18 protein-coding genes are annotated in these 20,584 nt (G+C 42.5%); 16 read left to right on the forward strand and 2 right to left on the reverse strand.

Annotated elements, in window-relative coordinates; all coding sequences use genetic code 11:
- Nucleotides 1-2: 2 nt before the first annotated feature.
- The 7 genes from O3664_RS00890 (at nucleotide 3) to alaS (ending at nucleotide 7,585) form a co-directional block, all read left to right on the forward strand.
- Nucleotides 3-1,160, forward strand: coding sequence for an ABC transporter ATP-binding protein (locus tag O3664_RS00890; RefSeq protein ID WP_020903185.1), 1,158 nt, complete (start codon nucleotides 3-5; stop codon nucleotides 1,158-1,160).
- Nucleotides 1,141-1,947 carry an ABC transporter permease gene (locus O3664_RS00895; RefSeq protein WP_115904185.1) on the forward strand — a complete coding sequence of 269 codons (807 nt, stop codon included), beginning with the start codon at nucleotides 1,141-1,143 and terminating at the stop codon, nucleotides 1,945-1,947. Before O3664_RS00890 ends, O3664_RS00895 begins: the two co-directional genes overlap by 20 nt.
- Nucleotides 1,944-2,717 carry an ABC transporter permease gene (locus O3664_RS00900; RefSeq protein WP_000712740.1) on the forward strand — a complete coding sequence of 258 codons (774 nt, stop codon included), beginning with the start codon at nucleotides 1,944-1,946 and terminating at the stop codon, nucleotides 2,715-2,717. The genes O3664_RS00895 and O3664_RS00900 overlap by 4 nt, the downstream gene beginning before the upstream one ends.
- Nucleotides 2,714-3,784 carry an ABC transporter substrate-binding protein gene (locus O3664_RS00905; protein ID WP_120770360.1) on the forward strand — a complete coding sequence of 357 codons (1,071 nt, stop codon included), beginning with the start codon at nucleotides 2,714-2,716 and terminating at the stop codon, nucleotides 3,782-3,784. The genes O3664_RS00900 and O3664_RS00905 overlap by 4 nt, the downstream gene beginning before the upstream one ends.
- 149 nt (nucleotides 3,785-3,933) lie before the next feature.
- Nucleotides 3,934-4,185, forward strand: a complete 252-nt coding sequence (locus tag O3664_RS00910) for a hypothetical protein (RefSeq protein ID WP_084862450.1) — start codon at nucleotides 3,934-3,936, stop codon at nucleotides 4,183-4,185.
- A gap of 274 nt (nucleotides 4,186-4,459) precedes the next feature.
- Nucleotides 4,460-4,945, forward strand: coding sequence for an LURP-one-related/scramblase family protein (locus tag O3664_RS00915; protein ID WP_049488628.1), 486 nt, complete (start codon nucleotides 4,460-4,462; stop codon nucleotides 4,943-4,945).
- A gap of 21 nt (nucleotides 4,946-4,966) precedes the next feature.
- The gene (gene alaS, locus O3664_RS00920) at nucleotides 4,967-7,585 is read left to right on the forward strand and encodes an alanine--tRNA ligase (RefSeq protein ID WP_049488602.1); all 2,619 of its coding nucleotides are present in this window, start codon (nucleotides 4,967-4,969) and stop codon (nucleotides 7,583-7,585) included.
- Nucleotides 7,586-7,779: 194 nt separating this feature from the next.
- On the opposite strand, the gene O3664_RS00925 is transcribed toward alaS, so the two are convergent.
- The gene (locus O3664_RS00925) at nucleotides 7,780-9,234 is read right to left on the reverse strand and encodes an alpha-amylase (RefSeq protein WP_265465397.1); all 1,455 of its coding nucleotides are present in this window, start codon (nucleotides 9,232-9,234) and stop codon (nucleotides 7,780-7,782) included.
- A gap of 177 nt (nucleotides 9,235-9,411) precedes the next feature.
- Between O3664_RS00925 and O3664_RS00930 the strand changes: the two genes are divergently transcribed.
- Nucleotides 9,412-10,161 carry an ABC transporter ATP-binding protein gene (locus tag O3664_RS00930; RefSeq protein ID WP_371613486.1) on the forward strand — a complete coding sequence of 250 codons (750 nt, stop codon included), beginning with the start codon at nucleotides 9,412-9,414 and terminating at the stop codon, nucleotides 10,159-10,161.
- Nucleotides 10,142-11,776, forward strand: coding sequence for a hypothetical protein (locus O3664_RS00935; RefSeq protein ID WP_371613487.1), 1,635 nt, complete (start codon nucleotides 10,142-10,144; stop codon nucleotides 11,774-11,776). Before O3664_RS00930 ends, O3664_RS00935 begins: the two co-directional genes overlap by 20 nt.
- Before the next feature lie 66 nt (nucleotides 11,777-11,842).
- On the opposite strand, the gene O3664_RS00940 is transcribed toward O3664_RS00935, so the two are convergent.
- Complete coding sequence (locus tag O3664_RS00940; protein WP_371613497.1) at nucleotides 11,843-13,960, reverse strand: LTA synthase family protein; 2,118 nt, start codon at nucleotides 13,958-13,960, stop codon at nucleotides 11,843-11,845.
- A gap of 149 nt (nucleotides 13,961-14,109) precedes the next feature.
- On the opposite strand from O3664_RS00940, the gene O3664_RS00945 reads away from it, so the two are divergent.
- The 7 genes from O3664_RS00945 to O3664_RS00975 are packed head-to-tail and all read left to right on the forward strand — an operon-like array spanning nucleotide 14,110 to nucleotide 20,515.
- Nucleotides 14,110-15,273 (forward strand): class I SAM-dependent rRNA methyltransferase, encoded by a 1,164-nt coding sequence (locus O3664_RS00945; RefSeq protein ID WP_371613488.1) that lies wholly within the window; start codon nucleotides 14,110-14,112, stop codon nucleotides 15,271-15,273.
- On the forward strand, nucleotides 15,270-15,947 hold the full coding sequence (aroD, locus tag O3664_RS00950) for a type I 3-dehydroquinate dehydratase (protein ID WP_173233364.1): 678 nt from the start codon (nucleotides 15,270-15,272) through the stop codon (nucleotides 15,945-15,947). The genes O3664_RS00945 and aroD overlap by 4 nt, the downstream gene beginning before the upstream one ends.
- The gene (locus O3664_RS00955; RefSeq protein ID WP_078238277.1) at nucleotides 15,937-16,791 is read left to right on the forward strand and encodes a shikimate dehydrogenase; all 855 of its coding nucleotides are present in this window, start codon (nucleotides 15,937-15,939) and stop codon (nucleotides 16,789-16,791) included. Before aroD ends, O3664_RS00955 begins: the two co-directional genes overlap by 11 nt.
- A gap of 18 nt (nucleotides 16,792-16,809) precedes the next feature.
- Nucleotides 16,810-17,877 (forward strand): 3-dehydroquinate synthase, encoded by a 1,068-nt coding sequence (gene aroB, locus O3664_RS00960; protein ID WP_371613489.1) that lies wholly within the window; start codon nucleotides 16,810-16,812, stop codon nucleotides 17,875-17,877.
- Nucleotides 17,878-17,886: 9 nt separating this feature from the next.
- A complete protein-coding gene (gene aroC, locus O3664_RS00965) occupies nucleotides 17,887-19,053 on the forward strand; it encodes a chorismate synthase (RefSeq protein ID WP_371613490.1) in 1,167 nt (388 codons plus the stop codon).
- Nucleotides 19,054-19,062: 9 nt separating this feature from the next.
- The gene (locus O3664_RS00970) at nucleotides 19,063-20,166 is read left to right on the forward strand and encodes a prephenate dehydrogenase (protein ID WP_371613491.1); all 1,104 of its coding nucleotides are present in this window, start codon (nucleotides 19,063-19,065) and stop codon (nucleotides 20,164-20,166) included.
- Between the two features lie 10 nt (nucleotides 20,167-20,176).
- Nucleotides 20,177-20,515, forward strand: a complete 339-nt coding sequence (locus O3664_RS00975) for a YlbF/YmcA family competence regulator (protein ID WP_000065980.1) — start codon at nucleotides 20,177-20,179, stop codon at nucleotides 20,513-20,515.
- Nucleotides 20,516-20,584 lie beyond the last annotated feature (69 nt).

The following is a 20,584-nucleotide window of genomic DNA, read 5'->3' on the forward strand; positions in this document are numbered from 1 at the left end:
AATTGAAAAAACCAATTATTGAATTCAAAAACGTCTCTAAAGTTTTTGAAGACAGCAACACCAAGGTTCTCAAAGATATCAACTTTGAGTTGGAAGAAGGGAAGTTCTATACTCTTCTAGGCGCGTCTGGTTCAGGGAAATCAACTATCCTTAACATCATTGCAGGTTTACTGGATGCGACGACAGGAGATATTTTGCTGGATGGTGTCCGTATCAATGACATCCCAACCAACAAGCGTGACGTCCATACGGTTTTCCAATCCTATGCCTTGTTTCCACATATGAATGTGTTTGAAAATGTTGCTTTTCCGCTCCGCTTGCGCAAGATTGACAAGAAAGAAATCGAGCAACGTGTTACTGAAGTTCTCAAGATGGTTCAGTTGGAAGGTTACGAAAAACGTTCCATTCGTAAACTCTCTGGAGGACAACGTCAGCGTGTGGCTATTGCCCGTGCCATCATCAACCAACCCCGTGTGGTCTTGCTAGACGAGCCTTTATCAGCGCTGGACTTGAAATTGAGAACAGACATGCAGTATGAACTGCGTGAACTGCAACAACGATTGGGCATTACCTTTGTCTTTGTCACTCACGATCAGGAAGAAGCACTTGCCATGAGTGACTGGATTTTCGTTATGAATGATGGCGAGATTGTCCAGTCTGGAACACCAGTAGATATCTACGATGAGCCGATTAACCACTTTGTTGCGACCTTTATCGGTGAGTCAAATATCTTGCCAGGTACCATGATTGAGGACTACTTGGTTGAGTTTAACGGCAAACGCTTTGAAGCGGTCGATGGGGGGATGAAGCCAAATGAGCCAGTCGAAGTCGTGATTCGTCCAGAAGACTTGCGCATTACCCTTCCTGAAGAAGGCAAGCTCCAAGTTAAGGTCGATACCCAGCTCTTCCGTGGGGTTCACTATGAAATTATCGCCTATGACGAACTTGGAAATGAATGGATGATCCACTCAACCCGTAAGGCCATCGTGGGTGAGGAAATCGGTCTGGACTTTGAACCAGAAGACATCCACATCATGCGCCTCAATGAAACAGAAGAAGAGTTCGATGCTCGTATCGAAGAATACGTGGAAATCGAAGAGCAAGAAGCAGGTCTGATCAATGCAATCGAGGAGGAAAGAGATGAAGAAAACAAGCTCTAAACTCTTTGTAGTGCCCTACATGCTCTGGATTGCCCTCTTTGTCCTGGCACCCTTGGTCTTGATTTTCGGACAATCTTTTTTCAACATCGAAGGCCAATTCAGTTTAGAAAATTATAAGTCCTACTTTACGTCACAAAACTTGACCTACCTAAAAATGAGTTTCAACTCAGTACTCTATGCAGGGATTGTGACACTGGTGACGCTTCTTATCAGCTATCCGACAGCCCTCTTTTTGACTCGTCTCAAGCACCGTCAACTCTGGCTTATGCTGATTATCCTGCCAACCTGGATCAATTTGCTCCTCAAGGCCTATGCCTTTATCGGAATTTTTGGTCAAAATGGCTCTATTAACCAATTCTTGGAATTTATCGGAATCGGTTCACAACAGTTGCTCTTTACCGATTTCTCCTTTATCTTTGTCGCAAGCTACATCGAGCTTCCCTTTATGATTTTGCCCATTTTCAATGTCTTGGACGATATGGATAATAACCTCATCAATGCCAGCTACGATCTGGGTGCGACCAAGTGGGAGACCTTCCGCCATGTCATCTTCCCTCTATCGATGAACGGCGTGCGAAGTGGAGTTCAGTCGGTCTTTATTCCAAGCTTGAGTCTCTTCATGCTGACCCGTTTGATTGGTGGAAACCGCGTTATCACTCTTGGTACAGCTATTGAGCAGAACTTCCTGACTAATGACAACTACGGTATGGGATCAACCATCGGTGTGATTCTTATCCTGACCATGTTCATCACCATGTGGGTGACCAAGGAAAGGAGAGAACGATGAAAAAATTTGCCAACCTTTATCTGGGACTGGTCTTTCTTGTCCTCTACCTGCCCATTTTTTACCTGATTGGCTATGCCTTTAATGCAGGCAACGACATGAATAGCTTTACAGGCTTCAGCCTGAGCCATTTTAAAACTATGTTTGGCGATGGTCGTCTCATGTTGATTGTGACTCAGACCTTTTTCTTGGCCTTTCTGTCAGCCTTGATAGCGACCATTATCGGGACTTTTGGAGCTATTTATATCTACCAGTCTCGTAAGAAATACCAAGAAGCCTTTCTATCACTCAATAATATCCTCATGGTTGCGCCTGACGTTATGATTGGTGCCAGCTTCTTGATTCTCTTTACCCAACTCAAGTTTTCACTTGGCTTTTTGACCGTTCTATCTAGTCACGTAGCCTTCTCCATTCCTATCGTGGTCTTGATGGTCTTGCCTCGACTCAAGGAAATGAACGGTGACATGATTCATGCGGCCTATGACCTTGGTGCCAGTCAATTTCAGATGTTCAAGGAAATTATGCTTCCTTACCTGACTCCGTCTATCATTGCAGGTTATTTCATGGCCTTCACCTATTCTCTAGATGACTTTGCCGTGACCTTCTTTGTAACGGGAAATGGCTTTTCAACCCTATCAGTCGAGATTTACTCTCGTGCTCGCAAGGGGATTTCCTTAGAAATCAATGCCCTGTCTGCCCTTGTCTTTCTCTTTAGTATTATCCTAGTTGTTGGATATTACTTTATCTCACGTGAGAAGGAGGAGCAAGCATGAAAAAACTCTATTCATTTTTAGCAGGAATTGTAGCGATTATCCTCGTCTTATGGGGAATTGCGACGCATCTAGACAGTAAAATCAATAGCCGAGATAGTCAAAAACTGGTTATCTACAACTGGGGTGACTATATCGATCCAGAACTCTTGGAGAAATTCACAGAAGAAACAGGAATCCAAGTACAGTACGAGACCTTTGACTCCAACGAAGCCATGTATACCAAGATCAAGCAGGGTGGAACGACTTATGATATTGCTATCCCAAGTGAATATATGATCAACAAGATGAAGGACGAAAACCTCTTGGTACCGCTTGACTATTCAAAACTTGAAGGTCTTGAAAATATCGGACCAGAGTTCCTCAACCAGTCCTTTGACCCAGGCAATAAATTCTCCATCCCTTACTTCTGGGGAACCTTGGGAATTGTCTACAATGAAACAATGGTAGATGAGGCGCCTGAGCATTGGGATGACCTTTGGAAACCAGAGTATAAGAACTCTATCATGCTCTTTGATGGGGCGCGTGAGGTATTGGGACTCGGGCTTAACTCGCTTGGTTACAGCCTCAACTCCAAGGATTCACAGCAGTTGGAAGAGACAGTAGACAAACTCTACAAATTGACTCCAAATATTAAGGCCATCGTGGCGGACGAGATGAAGGGTTACATGATTCAGAACAATGCTGCTATCGGCGTGACCTTCTCTGGTGAAGCCAGCCAAATGCTAGAAAAAAATGAAAATCTACGCTATGTGGTACCGACAGAGGCCAGCAACCTTTGGTTTGACAATATGGTCATTCCCAAAACAGTCAAAAACCAAGACGCAGCCTATGCATTTATCAACTTTATGTTGAAACCCGAAAATGCTCTCAAAAATGCAGAGTATGTCGGCTATTCAACACCAAACCTACCAGCTAAGGAACTGCTCCCAGAGGAGAAAAAAGAAGACAAAGCATTCTATCCAGATGCTGAAACCATGAAACACCTAGAAGTTTATGAGAAATTTGACCATAAATGGACAGGAAAATATAGCGACCTCTTCCTACAGTTTAAAATGTATAGGAAGTAGGAGCTAAACGGATGAAAACGAATCAGTCAGCTGGTTCGTTTTTTTATGTAAAAGGAAATTTTTATAACGGTATCTTTTTCTATGATAGTTGCTTATTTGCCTGTCTAGTAGTATACTAAGTTTAACCTTACAGAAAGCGGTAACAAATAATGAAAATGTCTACTTTTTTCAAAAAAAGTTATTGGCCAACATTAATGATTTTTAACCAAACATATATACTATTCTATCTAAAGGATGGTTTGGATCGACAATACCTAACAACTGATTCCATATATTTGGTGATAGGAAACTTTATATTTTGGAATATTTTCGTAGCTATTTTTAGCAATTCGAAAATGTGGGATAAAAGTTGGGATAAAAAGAGTGATAGCAGTAAGAAAAAATATATCCTGAAAAAGTAAGAAGAGATGTAGGGAATGGGTTATTTAAATGGGGATCATTTCCAGTTGACGCAAGCTTAAAAAAACGATATAATAAGAAAGTTGAGAATTGATTTTCAGTTGTCTTAGTCCAGAGAAATGGCGGTGCTGCGAGCCATCTAAGCTAGGAAGTCATGCTACTCAATCATACAATTGCATAAGAATAAGAGAATGACAAGTTCATTGAATGAAGGTGGTACCGCGGTTTTTCGCCCTTCGTGATATGAACTTGTCTTTTGATTTTTTGGATGTGTTGATGAAAACATTTCTTGTCAAACAAAAGTTTCGTCTTGGAGGCGAGCGCTTTGCTATCAAGGATGACAGGGGAGAAATCGCCTATCAGGTAGAGGGATCATTTTTTAAAATTCCCAAAACCTTTACTATCTATGATGCATTTGGTAACCAAGTCAGTGAGATTAGTAAAGAGATTTGGACTCTACTTCCTCGTTTTGAGATTCAGCTTCAGGATGGATCGAGTTTTGTCATTCGCAAGAAGTTGACCTTCTGGCGAGATAAGTATGAGTTTGATAATCTGGGGCTTCGTATCGAGGGCAATATCTGGGATTTGAATTTCAAACTACTGGATGATCGTGATCAGTTGATTGCGGAAATCAGGAAAGAACTCTTTCATCTGACCTCTACCTATACCGTAACGGTTCTGGAGGACGCTTATGCAGATCTAGTCATTTCCCTCTGTGTCGCTATTGACTATGTGGAAATGCTGGAAAGTCAATCAAATTAAACAAGTAAATAAGGAGACAATATGAAACAACTATCTAGTGCACAAGTACGCCAAATGTGGCTTGATTTCTGGGCGACCAAAGGTCACTCAGTAGAACCATCAGTAAGTTTGGTTCCTGTAAATGATCCAACACTTTTGTGGATCAACTCTGGGGTAGCAACCCTTAAGAAATACTTTGACGGGACCATCATCCCTGAAAATCCACGTATTACCAATGCCCAAAAGGCTATCCGTACCAACGATATTGAAAACGTAGGGAAGACAGCACGTCACCATACCATGTTTGAAATGTTGGGGAATTTCTCTATTGGGGATTACTTCCGTGATGAGGCTATCACTTGGGCTTATGAGCTTTTGACAAGCCCTGAGTGGTTTGACTTCCCAGCTGAAAAACTGTACATGACCTACTATCCAGACGATAAAGATTCTTACAACCGTTGGATTGAAGTGGGAGTGGATCCAAGTCACTTGATTCCTATTGAGGACAACTTCTGGGAAATCGGTGCTGGGCCTTCTGGACCTGATACAGAGATTTTCTTTGACCGTGGAGAAGCTTTTGACCCAGAAAATATCGGTCTTCGCCTTCTTGCAGAAGATATTGAAAACGACCGTTATATCGAAATCTGGAACATCGTTTTGTCACAATTTAACGCGGATCCTGCTGTTCCTCGTAGCGAGTACAAGGAATTGCCACACAAGAACATTGATACGGGCGCTGGTTTGGAGCGTTTGGTGGCAGTTATTCAAGGGGCTAAGACAAACTTTGAAACTGACCTCTTCATGCCAATCATTCGTGAAGTTGAGAAATTGTCTGGTAAGGTTTACGACCAAGATGGCGACAACATGAGCTTCAAAGTCATCGCTGACCACATCCGTTCTCTTTCATTTGCCATTGGTGATGGTGCCCTTCCAGGAAATGAAGGTCGTGGTTATGTTCTTCGTCGTTTGCTCCGTCGTGCTTCTATGCACGGTCAAAAATTGGGTATCAACGAGCCTTTCCTTTACAAACTGGTTCCAACTGTTGGGAAAATCATGGAAAGCTACTATCCAGAAGTGCTTGAAAAACGTGACTTTATCGAAAAAATCGTTAAGAGCGAAGAAGAGTCATTTGCTCGTACTCTTCACTCAGGTCAACATTTTGCCCAAGGCATCGTAGCTGACTTGAAAGAAAAAGGTCAATCTGTTATCGCTGGTTCAGATGTATTTAAACTTTATGACACTTATGGATTCCCAGTTGAATTGACTGAAGAAATCGCTGAAGAAGCTGGTATGACTGTCGACCGTGAAGGTTTTGAAGCAGCCATGAAAGAACAGCAAGAACGTGCGCGTGCATCTGCTGTCAAGGGTGGTTCAATGGGGATGCAAAATGAAACCCTTCAAAACATCACTGTGGAAAGTCGCTTTAACTATGAAGCATCACAATTATCTTCTAAATTAGTAGCGATCGTGGCTGACAATGCAGAAGTAGAAGCTGTTTCAGAAGGAACTGCCTCACTTATCTTTGCGGAAACTCCATTCTACGCTGAAATGGGTGGACAGGTAGCTGACCATGGACAAATCTTGGATGGGTCAGGTAAGGTCGTAGCCACTGTGACCAATGTTCAAAAAGCTCCAAACGGACAAGCTCTTCATACGGTTGAAGTCCTTGCACCGCTTGCCTTGAACCAAGAATATACCTTGGCAATTGATAGCAATCGTCGTCACCGTGTTATGAAAAACCACACTGCGACTCACTTGCTTCACGCTGCCCTTCATAACATCCTTGGAAACCACGCAACACAAGCAGGATCTCTTAATGAAGTAGAATTCCTACGCTTTGACTTTACGCATTTCCAAGCTGTGACTGCTGAAGATTTGCGTGCGATTGAACAGCAAGTCAACGAGAAAATCTGGGAAGCCCTTGACGTTAAGACAGTTGAAACGGATATTGACACTGCTAAGGAAATGGGAGCCATGGCCCTCTTTGGTGAGAAATACGGCAAGGAAGTTCGTGTCGTGACAATTGGTGACTACTCTATCGAGCTTTGTGGTGGTACCCACGTTGGCAACACTTCTGAGATTGGTCTCTTCAAGATTGTCAAAGAAGAAGGTATTGGTTCAGGAACTCGCCGTATCTTGGCAGTAACTGGTAAGGAAGCCTTTGAAGCCTACCGTGAACAAGAAGATGCTCTTAAAGCTGTCGCAGCAACCTTGAAAGCACCGCAAGTCAAGGAAGTCCCTCACAAGGTAGAAGGTCTTCAAGAACAACTTCGTCAACTTCAAAAAGAAAATGCTGAATTGAAAGAAAAAGCCGCAGCTGCAGCCGCAGGCGATATCTTCAAGGACGTTAAGGAAGCAAACGGTCATCGTTATATCGCTAGCCAAGTATCTGTATCGGATGCTGGTGCCCTTCGTACTTTTGCAGATAACTGGAAACAAAAAGACTACTCTGATCTTCTTGTCCTTGTTGCTGCTATCGGTGACAAAGTCAATGTCCTTGTAGCAAGCAAGACAAAAGACCTTCATGCAGGAAACCTTGTCAAAGAATTAGCACCAATCGTTGATGGACGTGGTGGTGGAAAACCAGACATGGCCATGGCAGGAGGAAGCAACCAAGCTAAAATCCAAGAATTGTTGGATGCAGTAGCAGGTAAATTGTAATTAATACTCAATGAAAATCAAAGAGCAAACTAGGAAACTAGCCGCAGGCTGTACTTGAGTACGGCAAGGCGACGTTGACGTGGTTTGAAGAGATTTTCGAAGAGTATAAGTAAAGATCTATCCATTTGGGTAGATCTTTTTGCATACACAAAAAAGCCAAATCCGATTGGATCTGGCTTGATGCTTATAAGCTATTAGATAGTATTGGATGCCCAGACACTTACGGATCTAGCTGAAACTGGGAATTGTCCATAACCTTCCTCATCGATTGTAACTTGACCTTGGTGGTTTTCAAGTAGATCTACAAAGGTTTGGTTAGCCCACTCTTGGCCGACAAACATTGACTTGCTCTTTTCTTGGTCATTTGAAATCAAGACTGCGATTGGGGATTGGTTTTCAGCACCTGAACGTACCCAACCGATACAGTTAGCATGGTCAAAGTAGTCTTTTTGTTCTCCATAGGCCAAGTCTTTTCGGATGGCTAGGAGGCGGTCAAGGACTTCTTTGAAATCTTCTTGAGCATACTGCCCTGAAATCCCATAGTAATCTCCATAAAAGACACATGGAAGGCCATCTTGGCGTAACAGAATGAGGGCATAGGCTGCTGGTTTGAACCACTCTTCAACAGTCGATTCAAGAGCCTGACCTCGTTGGGTATCATGATTGTCGACAAAAGTCACCGCCTTGTCAGGTTTGAGTTCAACCAAGCTATCTGTGAAAATGCCACGAAGGTCATAGTCTGCGCCAGCTTGACTGGCTTCAAAGAGATTCTGGTGGAGACGAACATCGACAAGGTCAAAGCGTTCTTCCGTTTTTTCAAGATAGTCCAGATTGGCTTCCTTGTCAGGATTCCAGAATTCACCAAAAACATAGAAATCTTGACCATATTTTTCCTTCATATCACGGATGAAATTGCGCATAAAGAAAGAATCGATGTGTTTGACTGCATCCAAGCGGAAACCAGCTACACCAGTCGTTTCCATGAACCAGTCAGCCCAGTCATAGATATTTTGGATGACTTCAGGATGTTTAAAGTCTAGGTCGGCATACATGAGGTAGTCGTAGTTACCATTTTCGTTATCGACCAATTCCTCATTTGCCCAACCCTTGTTGTCTCCTTGAATCAGATAAATCCCAGACTTTCGGCGTTTGGCATCATAGTCAGTACCTGTGAAGTGGTACCAGTGCCAGTGGAAGTCATTGTAGGTATCTTGGCGACCATCGAAGGTAAAGCTAGTCCAGCCATTGATGGTGAAGGGTTCCCCAAGTTCAACTGTACGGTCTACAGGATCCACTTCAATAACCTGAAAGGCTTCCATGTGATCAGCAGCAGCCTTGTGGTTGAGCACCACATCGGCCATAGGTTGAATTCCCTGTGCTTTTAGAGCTTGAATGGCTTGAAGATAGTCTTCTTTAAAACCATACTTGGTGCGGACAGTTCCTTTTTGGTTAAACTCTCCTAAGTCGAATAAGTCATAGACCCCATAGCCGACATCTTTTTCATTGGTAGCCTTGAAGGCTGGTGGCATCCAGACATGGCTGATACCTAGATCAGCTAGGTGTGGAGCATCTTCAGCTAGACGCGTCCAGTGCTGGCCGTCGTGGGGCAGATACCATTCAAAGTATTGCATGAGTGTTTGATTTTGCATGATGTTTCCTCTTACTTGTCAATCTTGTTCTTTATTCTATCATAAAGTATTGGTTAGCTCAATCGTTTGCGTAAAACTGAATAATAAGTTTTTGACTATTTTATATAAAATGTTGATTTTTAAAATGAAAGCGCTATAATTATAGTAAATTACATAGATAAAGAGAGGAGATTTCTCATGATTGAATTTCAAAATGTTAGTAAGTTGTACGGTGATAAAGAGGCCTTGAGTAATCTCAATTTGCAGATTGAAAATGGGGAGATTATGGGCTTAATTGGCCATAATGGGGCTGGAAAATCGACCACTATAAAATCCTTAGTCAGTATCATTTCGCCCAGCAGCGGTCGTATTTTGGTAGACGGTCAGGATTTATCGGAAAATCGCTTGGCTATTAAACGAAAGATTGGCTATGTAGCAGACTCGCCTGACTTATTTTTACGCTTAACAGCCAATGAATTTTGGGAATTGATTGCTTCATCCTATGATCTGACTAGCTCTGACTTGGAAGCTAGTCTAGCTAGGCTATTGAGCGTTTTTGATTTTGCTGAAAATCGTTATCAGGTTATTGAAACCCTTTCTCACGGAATGCGTCAGAAAGTCTTTGTCATCGGGGCACTCTTGTCTGATCCTGATATTTGGGTCTTGGACGAACCCTTGACTGGTTTGGATCCCCAGGCTGCCTTTGATTTGAAGCAAATGATGAAGGAACATGCACAAAAAGGTAAGACAGTCTTGTTTTCAACCCATGTCCTCGAGGTAGCTGAGCAAGTCTGTGATCGGATTGCAATCTTGAAAAAGGGGCATTTGATTTATTGTGGTAGTGTAGAGGACTTGAGAAAAGACCACCCAGACCAGTCTTTGGAAAGTATCTACCTTAGCCTTGCTGGTAGAAAAGAGGAGGGTGAAGATGCGTTTCAAGGTCATTAAAAAATTAGTTGATATCAATATCCTCTATTCATCTAAAGAAGCGAATCTGGCTAATCTACGAAAGAAGCAGGCTAAGAACCCTGGGAAAAAAGTAAATGTTTCCGCTAGAGTCCTAAGTTCTTACATTTTTTCTAGCCTCTTGATGCTACTTTTGTTTATAAATATAGCCTTTCATTTTCCTTTTGAGGAAATGCCAAGTCTTTTTAGTACCATGGTTGCTATTTTACTGGTGCTTGCCTTTTCAACGGCTTTCACTGCCTTTTACAATGTCTTTTATGAGAGTAAGGATTTGGCCTCCTATAGTCCCTATGCCTTTAAAGAATCAGAGATTATAATCGCTAAAGGACTGTCTGTCCTCTTGCCAGCTCTAACTGGAATTGTACCAACCCTAGCTTATTTTCTAGTCCTCTACATTAGGTTAGCTCCTTCTCTTTGGCTGGGCTTGCCTTTGATGCTGCTGTCCTTGGCCTTATTATTTGTCTCTGTTACTTTAGTGATGGTAGGGGTAGTGCATTTCTTGGCTCAAACTACCGTTTTTAGAAAGTATCAGTCTATTTTTGCCAATGTGATGATTGGGATTGGGGTTCTCATACCTTTATTATTTGTCTTCCTTCTACAGTCGACTTCTAGAGATATAGTTGACAGAGTTAGAGATATTCCATTTCTCCTTTATCCTATTCATCTCTTTTACAAAATAGCAGTGGAGCCTTTTTCGACAGAGGCCATACTGGGTCTGCTCGCTTGGATAGCTTTAACTGTTTTCTTGCTTTATCTGACCAAAAAGAAGGTTTTTCCTCATTTTTATGACGTGATTCTGCTTAACAGTGAGGAGAAGGTCAAAAAAGAACGTCGCAGTAAAGAGGGGATTTCAAGAACTAAAAAGGGATTTTTCCGCATGGTTTTGCGCTACAACCTCTCCCTCTTGGGACAGGGGACTGGCGTGATTACAGTACTTTTTACAAGTGCGTTCCTTCCCTATCTCATGATGATTGGTCCGATTTCCACAATCCGAGATTCTCAGTTAGTTCCAGACGTTCATCCTCGATACTGGTTACCCTTGTTTTTCGTGGGAATGTTTATAGCAGTTGTCAATAACAATATCACCAGCCTTCCTTCAATTGCCTTATCCTTGGAGAGGGAAAATGTTGATTTTCTGAAGAGTTTACCCTTTGACTTTGCTCGTTATGTGAAAGTGAAATTTTGGATTATCTTTGCTGTCCAGTCCTTTTTACCTATCTTGACTTTACTTGGTCTTTCCCTTTATTTAGGATTGCCTATCCTTTCGATGATTTACCTTCTTGTGGCATGGGTTCTTGCCAGTGTCAGCCTTTCTTGCCACCATTATTTTAAAGATATGAAAAATCTGTCAACCAATTGGAGTAGCATTACGGACCTGGTGAATCGTTCAAAAGGTATAGTCACAATGGTTTTGATTATTATTTATAGTGCTATCTTATTGATTTCAACTATTGTGAGCGTATACTTGCTTCAGTCTCTTTCCCCTGTCCTTGCCATCAGCTTGGGAGTAGGAGTTCTTATCCTTCTGCTTGGTCTTGCTATATTTAGCTATCATTACTACCTGTCACGCATATTAGCAGAAATAGAAAAAAGATGAGGTAGTTTGTCGCTTACTTGATAAATTTTATAAAAAGAAATGCTCCTCCAAGACGGAAGAGCATTTTTATTGTGATTTTGATTCGGTTTCTGCCGACTCTGGATGGAGTTCTTGGTAACTTGGTGCCTTGAAAAGGTCAGCACTGGTTTTACCTTGTCGTTGGCTAAAGAGACTGGTTGATTGACTTCCTTTTTCCTGCTCAATCTTTTGCAGAATTGGCAAGGAATTGAGGTAAGAAATACTTTCTGTATCAACTTTTCCAAGATGATCTGCTTGGTAGAAACGTATCAAATCGCCAGTTTGAATCTGATCGCTAATTTTCAGCTGTTGACTGGCTGCTTGACGAACGATTTCTAGTTCAGTCTGAGCTTGTTCATCAAGGTTGCTGATTTCAAGACCGCTCTCAGTATAGTAGGTTCGTCCGTCATAACTGGTGTATTTTGGTGTAACGAAGGAATTGGCAGTCCGAAAGGCAACGATTTCTTGATGATCTGGAGACAGAAGATCTTGTCCAACTTGTAGGAAGGAATTGGACTCAATACCAAGGAGGTGTTCAAGAGTCGGTAAGATATCGATTTGTCCACCGTAGGTATTGATGATTTGTCCTTTTTCATAGCCAGGCATGACCACCATAAAAGGCACTCGTTGCAACATGGCATTGTCGTAATTCGACCAGTTCTCAGAAGTCTTGCCAATCAAGGGAGCCAGGTCAGGATTGCGGGAGTTAGAAATTCCATAATGGTCTCCGTAGATGATGAGGATGGATTTTTCATAGAGGCCACTTTCTTTGAGATAGTCAAAGAAGGCCTTGATAGCACTATCCAGATAGTTAGCTGTTTGGAAGTAGCCATTGATCGTTTCATCTTTGGTTTTGGCCAAGGGGAAACCAAGCTCATCGCCAGTCAGATTGCTAGCATAGGGATAGTGATTGGACACCGTGATATACTTAGCATAAAAAGGCTGCTGCAAGTGCTCTAGATATTGGATAGAATCTTTCATCATGATTTTATCATTTAAACCATATTGGAAAGAATTGCTACTGTCTTGCTTGGTAAAATAGGAAGCATCAAAGAAGTATTGGTAGCCCCATTGTTTGTAGGTTGTATTTCGGTTCCAGAAGGTCCCAATATTACCATGAAAGACTGCACTTGATTGGTAGCCATTTTTTGATAGGATAAAAGGCGCAGCCTGCTGGGTATTGGTACCTCCATAGTTGACCATGAAGGAACCTTGGTCAAGTCCAAACAAACCAGTCTCCAGCATGGTTTCCGCATCTGAGGTCTTACCAGCCTTGACTTGGTTAAAGATATTCGAAAAGGCTAGGGTTGATTGCGAATGGTAGAGTGAATTAAGGAAGGGAGTGACTTCATGATCAGTTCCATCTATGTTGAGTTTATAGTCCAGTAGGAACTGCTGGAAACTTTCCAAGTGGAGATAAATCACATTTTTCCCTTTGGCTAATCCAAAATAGTCTGGATTAGGCTTAGTCGAATGTTCTTGGACATAATCTGTAATAGGTTGAAGGTCGGTCTCAGAGGCCTTAGCACGTTCTTTGTTGGCGCTATAGGATTGGTTGGCACTATAACCTAAAAAGGCTGGCAAACTAAGGGCACGAACAATATAATAATTAGAAAATCCTCGCGATAGGAGATCGGGACGTTCGATTTCAGCCAAGAAAAGATTAGCAGAAAAGAGCAGGGCTGAGAGAGCAGTGATAGCAACACTGGAGCGGAATTTGAAAGGTCTCCTATCCAGCTGGATGAGCTTCTTATAGAGAAGATAAGCCAGCAATGGGAAATCCATAAAATAGATGAAATCCCAAAAGCGCAGTAACTCTAGTTCGGCAGTACCAACAGACACCTTGCTGACCACTTTCATGGTATTGGCCGTGATAAAGTCACTAAATTCTCGATAGTAAAAGATATTGGAATAAAGCCAAATGAACAAAAGGCTATAAATAGCTATACTAAGGCCATAAAAGATCTTGGTTGACCGAGCATAGAGGGCTAGAGCCAGCAGGAGGAGTCCCAAGGGAAGGGGATTGAAAAAAGCGATAAAGGCAAGGTAATTCCCTTGCAGCTTGCCCAATTGAATATCTAAATTAAAGTCAACGGTATAGGCTAGTAAGGTTTTGAGCCAATAGAGGATTAAAAGGGTTAGGACAAAACCCAGTCTGGTACCCATGGCTTTTTGGATTTTGCTAAAATTGATTCTCACACAATTACTTCCTAAGTTTTTATTAGTATTAGTATACCATTTTTTAAAACTAGAGTAAAAAAGCAAGGGTAGTTTCTTTTTTGAGAATTGTCACAAAATTTGCTATAATAGTGACTATGAATAGAATAAGAGTCAGCAAAAGGGTTGAAAAGAAGCTCGCTAAAGGGCTAGTTTTACTAGAAGCCAGCGACCTTGAGAATATCAATCTCAAGGATCAGGAAGTAGAAGTTCATAGTCAAGATGGAAACTTTCTTGGTACTGCCTACCTTTCTCAGCAAAACAAGGGCTTGGGCTGGTTTGTGAGCACAGATAAGGTGACCTTCAATCAAGCTTTCTTTGAAGCACTGTTTAGACAAGCTAAAGAAAAGAGAAGTGCCTACTATCAAGACGAATTGACAACTGCCTTTCGTCTCTTCAACCAAGAGGGAGATGGCTTTGGCGGTCTGACAGTGGACCTTTATGGCGACTATGCTGTTTTTTCTTGGTATAACTCTTATGTTTATCAGATTCGTCAGACCATCTCAGAAGCCTTTAGACAGGTTTTTCCTGAGGTTTTAGGGACCTATGAGAAGATCCGTTTTAAGGGTTTGGACTATGAATCTGCCCATGTTTATGGCCAAGAAGCACCTGACTTTTTCACTGTTCTGGAAAATGGTGTTCTGTATCAAGTCTTTATGAATGATGGCTTGATGACAGGGATTTTCCTAGATCAGCACGAGGTTCGTGGTAGTCTAGTGGATGGGTTGGCTATGGGTAAATCCTTGCTCAATATGTTTTCCTACACAGCAGCCTTTTCAGTAGCTGCGGCCATGGGAGGAGCAAGCCAGACTACTTCGGTTGACCTAGCTAAACGTTCACGAGAATTGTCTCAAGCGCATTTTCAGGCAAATGCAATCAGCACAGACGACCATCGTTTTATAGTCATGGATGTCTTTGAGTATTTCAAGTATGCCAAGCGAAAAGGCTTGACCTATGATGTGATTGTCCTAGATCCACCTAGCTTTGCTCGGAATAAAAAACAAACATTTTCTGTGGCTAAGGATTATCACAAGTTGATATCCCAGAGTCTTGAGATTTTAAATCCGGAAGGGATTATCATTGCCAGTACCAATGCTGCCAATGTTTCCCGTCAGAAATTTACAGAACAAATTGATAAAGGCTTTGCAGGAAGAAGTTACCAGATTTTAAACAAATACGGTCTTCCAGCAGATTTCGCCTATAATAAAAAAGATGAAAGTAGTAATTACCTCAAGGTGATTAGTATGAAGGTTAGTAAATGAAATTAATCGTTTCAGTAATGCCAAGAAGTTTAGAGGAGGCCCAGGCTCTGGATGCCACGAGGTACCTGGATGCCGACATCATTGAATGGCGTGCCGACTATCTACCTAAAGAAGCGATTTTGCAGGTAGCTCCAGCGATTTTTGAAAAATTCGCAGGCCGTGAGTTGGTTTTCACATTGCGAACTCGCTCTGAAGGGGGAGAAATCGACCTTTCTCCAGAAGAATATATCCATCTAATCAAGGAAGTGGCGCAACTCTATCAACCAGATTATATTGATTTTGAGTACTACAGCTACAAGGATGTTTTTGAGGAAATGCTGGACTTCCCAAATCTCGTTTTGAGTTACCACAATTTCCAAGAAACACCTGAAAATATGATGGAAATCTTGTCAGAGTTGACGAGCTTAAATCCAAAACTTGTTAAGGTTGCGGCTATGGCTCACACGGAGCAGGATGTGCTAGACTTGATGAACTATACACGAGGCTTTAAAACCCTCAATCCTGAGCAGGAGTATGTAACTATTTCTATGGGCAAGGTGGGTAAGGTCTCTCGTATCACTGCGGATGTGACAGGTTCTAGCTGGTCCTTTGCTAGTCTAGATGAGGCAAGTGCCCCAGGTCAGATTTCCCTAGCTAACATGAAAAAAATTCGGGAGATTTTGGATGAAGCTTGATGGCTATACACGTTTAGCTGCAGTTGTTGCCAATCCTATTAAGCATTCGATTTCCCCCTTTATCCACAATAGTGCCTTTGAGGCGACAGCTACCAATGGTGCTTATGTGGCTTGGGAGATTGAAGTGGCTGACTTGGCAGAAACAGTGGCCAATATTCGTCGCTACCAGATGTTTGGCATCAACCTGTCCATGCCCTATAAGGAGCAGGTGATTCCTTATTTGGATGAGCTGAGCGATGAAGCGCGCTTGATTGGTGCGGTTAATACGGTTGTCAATGAGAATGGCAATTTAATTGGATATAATACAGATGGCAAGGGATTTTTTAAGAGCTTGCCTTCTTTTACAATTACAGGTAAGAAGATGACCTTGCTGGGTGCAGGTGGTGCGGCTAAATCAATCTTGGCACAGGCTATTTTGGATGGTGTCAGTCAGATTTCTGTCTTTGTTCGTTCGGTTTCGATGGAAAAAACAAGACCTTATCTAGACAAGTTACAAGAGCAGACAGGTTTTAAAGTGGACTTGTATGCTTTAGAAGATGTTCCCGAACTGCAAGCAAGGATTGCTGGGTCGGATTTACTGGTCAATGCGACAAGTGTAGGAATGGATGGTCAATCATCTCCAGTTCCTGAAAACATTGTCCTATCAGAAACTCTTTTAGTAGCAGATATCATTTACAAGCCTTTTGAAACCCCATTTTTGAAATGGGCCAGAAGTCAGGGAAATCCAGCCGTCAATGGTCTGGGAATGTTGCTCTATCAAGCTGCAGAAGCTTTTCAACTGTGGACAGGAAAGGAAATGCCGACAGAAGAGATTTGGCAGTCCTTAACAGAAAAATACCAATAAAGAAAGGGAGATTCTCCTATGAAAATCAGAATCGATATTCCTCATCATCCTTATGATATTCAGATTGAAAAAGGCTGTCTGGCTCAGGCTGGTCAATGGTTGCGAGAACTCTGGCAACCACAAAAGGTAGTCATTGTGACAGACAACCATGTAGCTTCTCTTTATGCAGAGAAGGTCAAGCTCAGCCTAGAAGATGCTGGTTTTCAGGTAGCAGTTTTTGACTTTTTGGAAGGGGAAGAAAGAAAGAATTTAACCACTGTCCAGAAAGTCTATGAATTTTTAGTTAAGCAAGGTCTGACTCGTAGCGATGGAATCGTGGCTCTTGGTGGTGGTGTCGTTGGAGACCTGGCTGGTTTCGTAGCCTCTACCTATATGCGGGGTATTCACTTTGTTCAGATTCCGACCAGCTTGACAGCTCAGGTGGATTCTTCTATAGGTGGAAAGACGGGTGTTAATACTCCATTTGCTAAAAATATGGTGGGTACCTTTGCCCAACCAGATGGGGTTCTGATTGACCCACTTGTTCTTGGAACCCTCGGAAAAAGAGAGTTGATTGAAGGGATGGGCGAAGTTATCAAATATGGCTTGATTGAGGATCCAGAACTATGGAAAATTTTGACGGAGCTGGATGGTTCTGTTTCGGGCATTTTGGAACATGCAGAGACCTTGATTGAGCATTCTTGTCAGGTCAAGCGCAAGATGGTGGTTGAGGATGAGTTGGACAATGGTGTTCGTCTTTACCTCAATTTTGGCCATACTATTGGCCATGCTATTGAAGCAACTGCCGGTTATGGAAAAGTCATGCATGGAGAGGCTGTGGCCATGGGCATGGTGCAGATTTCCAAGGTTGCTGAGGAAAAAGACCTTATGCCAGCTGGTATTACCCAATCTATCACAGAGATGTGCCAGAAGTTTGGTTTGCCTGTTGACTATGAAAACTGGGATGTAGATAAGCTTTATCAAGCTTTGACTCATGACAAGAAAGCGCGTGGCAATACCTTGAAATTGATCTTGGTACCAGAGCTTGGTTCAGCGACTATTCACCCAGTTTCTCTGGAAGAGATGAAAGACTACTTGGTAAAATAAGGAGAGTGTATGAGATATTTAACAGCAGGAGAATCACACGGTCCCCGTCTGACAGCTATCATTGAAGGAATTCCAGCTGGACTACCTTTGACAGCTGAGGATATCAATGGCGACCTTAAACGCCGTCAGGGTGGCTACGGTCGTGGCGGTCGTATGAAGATTGAGAGCGACCAAGTTGTCTTTACTTCAGGTGTTCGCCATGGGAAGACGACAGGTGCTCCTATTACCATGGATGTCGTCAATAAGGACCACCAAAAATGGCTGGATATCATGTCTGCAGAGGACATTGAAGACCGCCTTAAAAGTAAACGAAAAATCACCCATCCTCGTCCAGGTCATGCCGATTTGGTTGGGGGGATCAAGTACCGTTTTGATGATTTGCGAAATTCCTTGGAACGCTCATCTGCCCGTGAAACAACTATGCGGGTGGCAGTCGGAGCAGTAGCTAAACGCCTCTTGGCTGAGCTGGATATGGAGATTGCTAACCATGTTGTAGTCTTTGGTGGCAAGGAAATCGATGTACCTGAAAATCTGACAGTCACTGAGATTAAGGAACGAGCTGCCCGGTCTGAAGTTTCTATTGTTAACCAAGAAAGAGAACAGGAAATCAAGGATTATATTGACCAAATCAAACGTGACGGTGATACTATCGGTGGGGTTGTGGAGACAGTCGTTGGAGGTGTTCCAGTTGGTCTTGGTTCCTATGTCCAATGGGACAGAAAATTGGATGCAAGATTGGCCCAAGCAGTTGTCTCTATCAATGCCTTTAAAGGAGTGGAATTTGGTCTTGGCTTTGAAGCTGGTTATCGTAAAGGCAGCCAGGTCATGGATGAAATTCTTTGGTCTAAAGAAGACGGCTATACCCGCCGTACCAACAATCTTGGCGGCTTTGAAGGTGGTATGACCAATGGGCAACCTATTGTTGTTCGTGGCGTCATGAAACCCATTCCTACTCTTTATAAACCACTTATGAGTGTGGATATTGAAACCCATGAACCCTACAAGGCAACAGTCGAAAGAAGTGATCCGACTGCTCTTCCAGCTGCAGGTGTGGTTATGGAAGCCGTTGTGGCAACGGTTCTGGCACAAGAAATCCTTGAAAAATTCTCATCAGATAATCTAGAGGAATTAAAAGAAGCAGTGGCCAAACACCGAGACTATACAAAGAACTATTAAGGAGTTCCTATGGCAAAAACAGTCTATATCGCAGGCCTTGGATTGATCGGTGCCTCTATGGCACTTGGTATCAAACGCGATCATCCAGATTATGAAATTTTAGGCTATAATCGCAGTCAAGCTTCGAGAGATATTGCCTTGAAAGAAGGCATGATTGACCGAGCAACGGATGATTTTGCCAGTTTTGCTCCTCTTGCGGATATCATTATTCTTAGCTTGCCAATAAAGCAAACCATTTCCTTTATTAAGGAGTTGGCCAACTTGGACTTGAAAGAAGGCGTGATTATTTCAGATGCTGGTTCGACCAAGTCGGCCATTGTTGATGCAGCGGAGAACTATTTGGCTGGCAAGTCTGTTCGTTTTGTCGGGGCCCATCCCATGGCTGGTAGTCACAAGACAGGGGCTGCCTCTGCGGATGTCAATCTCTTTGAAAATGCCTATTATATCTTCACACCTTCAAGCCTGACAAGTCAGGACACGCTTGATGAAATGAAGGATCTGCTTTCAGGTCTTCATGCCCGTTTTATCGAGATTGATGCCAAGGAGCACGATCGAGTGACTTCTCAGATTAGCCATTTTCCTCATATTCTGGCTTCCAGTCTCATGGAGCAGACCGCGGTTTATGCTCAAGAACATGAGATGGCAAGGCGATTTGCGGCCGGTGGTTTTCGAGATATGACTCGAATTGCAGAAAGCGAGCCGGGTATGTGGACCTCCATTCTCTTGTCCAATCGTGAAACTATTCTGGATCGAATTGCGGATTTTAAGGAACGTTTAGAAGCGGTTGGACAAGCCATCAGCAAGGGAGATGAAGAGCAAATCTGGAATTTTTTCAACCAAGCGCGTGAGCAACGTCAGGCCATGGAAATCCATAAGCGTGGCGGTGTGGATAGCTCTTATGACCTTTATGTCGATGTTCCCGATGAAGAAGATGTCATCTTGAGGATTTTGGAACTGCTACGTGGAACTTCCTTGGTTAATATTCACATCAATGAGGAAAACCGTGAGGATATTCACGGGATCCTACAAATTTCATTTAAAAATGCTCAAGACTTGGAAAGAGCGGAGCACCTCATAACAGAAAACACCGACTATACAGTCGTCATCAAATAAGGAGAAAATCATGTCAAATATTTACGATAGTGCAAACGAACTCAGTCGCGGTCTACGCGAATTACCAGAATACAAGGCTGTTAAAGCAGCTAAAGATGCTATTTCAGCAGATGCTGAGGCAAGCAAAATTTTTACAGAATATGTTGCCTTCCAAGAGGAAATTCAAAGACTAGCACAGACAGGTCAAATGCCAGACGCATCCTTTCAAGCGAAAATGGAAGGCTTTGGCAAGCAGATTCAAGGGAATAGCCTCTTATCAGAATTCTTTACCAAGCAACAACAATTGGCAATTTACCTTTCTGACATTGAAAAAATTGTTTTCGAACCAGTTTCAGAATTGCTAAAATAAGAAAATAACTATCATAAAGTCAGGAATTTTTAAGGAATTTCTGGCTTTTTATGATAAAATAGGTAAAAG

Source organism: Streptococcus sp. 27098_8_109 (assembly GCF_041432295.1).
In the GTDB taxonomy this organism is placed as follows: Bacteria; Bacillota; Bacilli; order Lactobacillales; family Streptococcaceae; genus Streptococcus.

Bases quoted from the DNA above. Each gene is read 5' to 3' on its own strand.
- O3664_RS00895 (WP_115904185.1), top strand. From the start codon at position 1,141: ATGAAGAAAACAAGCTCTAAACTCTTTGTAGTGCCCTACATGCTCTGG.
- O3664_RS00900 (WP_000712740.1), top strand. From the start codon at position 1,944: ATGAAAAAATTTGCCAACCTTTATCTGGGACTGGTCTTTCTTGTCCTC.
- O3664_RS00905 (WP_120770360.1), top strand. From the start codon at position 2,714: ATGAAAAAACTCTATTCATTTTTAGCAGGAATTGTAGCGATTATCCTC.
- O3664_RS00910 (WP_084862450.1), top strand. From the start codon at position 3,934: ATGAAAATGTCTACTTTTTTCAAAAAAAGTTATTGGCCAACATTAATG.
- O3664_RS00915 (WP_049488628.1), top strand. From the start codon at position 4,460: ATGAAAACATTTCTTGTCAAACAAAAGTTTCGTCTTGGAGGCGAGCGC.
- alaS (WP_049488602.1), top strand. From the start codon at position 4,967: ATGAAACAACTATCTAGTGCACAAGTACGCCAAATGTGGCTTGATTTC.
- O3664_RS00925 (WP_265465397.1), bottom strand. From the start codon at position 9,234: ATGCAAAATCAAACACTCATGCAATACTTTGAATGGTATCTGCCCCAC.
- O3664_RS00930 (WP_371613486.1), top strand. From the start codon at position 9,412: ATGATTGAATTTCAAAATGTTAGTAAGTTGTACGGTGATAAAGAGGCC.
- O3664_RS00935 (WP_371613487.1), top strand. From the start codon at position 10,142: ATGCGTTTCAAGGTCATTAAAAAATTAGTTGATATCAATATCCTCTAT.
- O3664_RS00940 (WP_371613497.1), bottom strand. From the start codon at position 13,960: ATGGGTACCAGACTGGGTTTTGTCCTAACCCTTTTAATCCTCTATTGG.
- O3664_RS00945 (WP_371613488.1), top strand. From the start codon at position 14,110: ATGAATAGAATAAGAGTCAGCAAAAGGGTTGAAAAGAAGCTCGCTAAA.
- aroD (WP_173233364.1), top strand. From the start codon at position 15,270: ATGAAATTAATCGTTTCAGTAATGCCAAGAAGTTTAGAGGAGGCCCAG.
- O3664_RS00955 (WP_078238277.1), top strand. From the start codon at position 15,937: ATGAAGCTTGATGGCTATACACGTTTAGCTGCAGTTGTTGCCAATCCT.
- aroB (WP_371613489.1), top strand. From the start codon at position 16,810: ATGAAAATCAGAATCGATATTCCTCATCATCCTTATGATATTCAGATT.
- aroC (WP_371613490.1), top strand. From the start codon at position 17,887: ATGAGATATTTAACAGCAGGAGAATCACACGGTCCCCGTCTGACAGCT.
- O3664_RS00970 (WP_371613491.1), top strand. From the start codon at position 19,063: ATGGCAAAAACAGTCTATATCGCAGGCCTTGGATTGATCGGTGCCTCT.
- O3664_RS00975 (WP_000065980.1), top strand. From the start codon at position 20,177: ATGTCAAATATTTACGATAGTGCAAACGAACTCAGTCGCGGTCTACGC.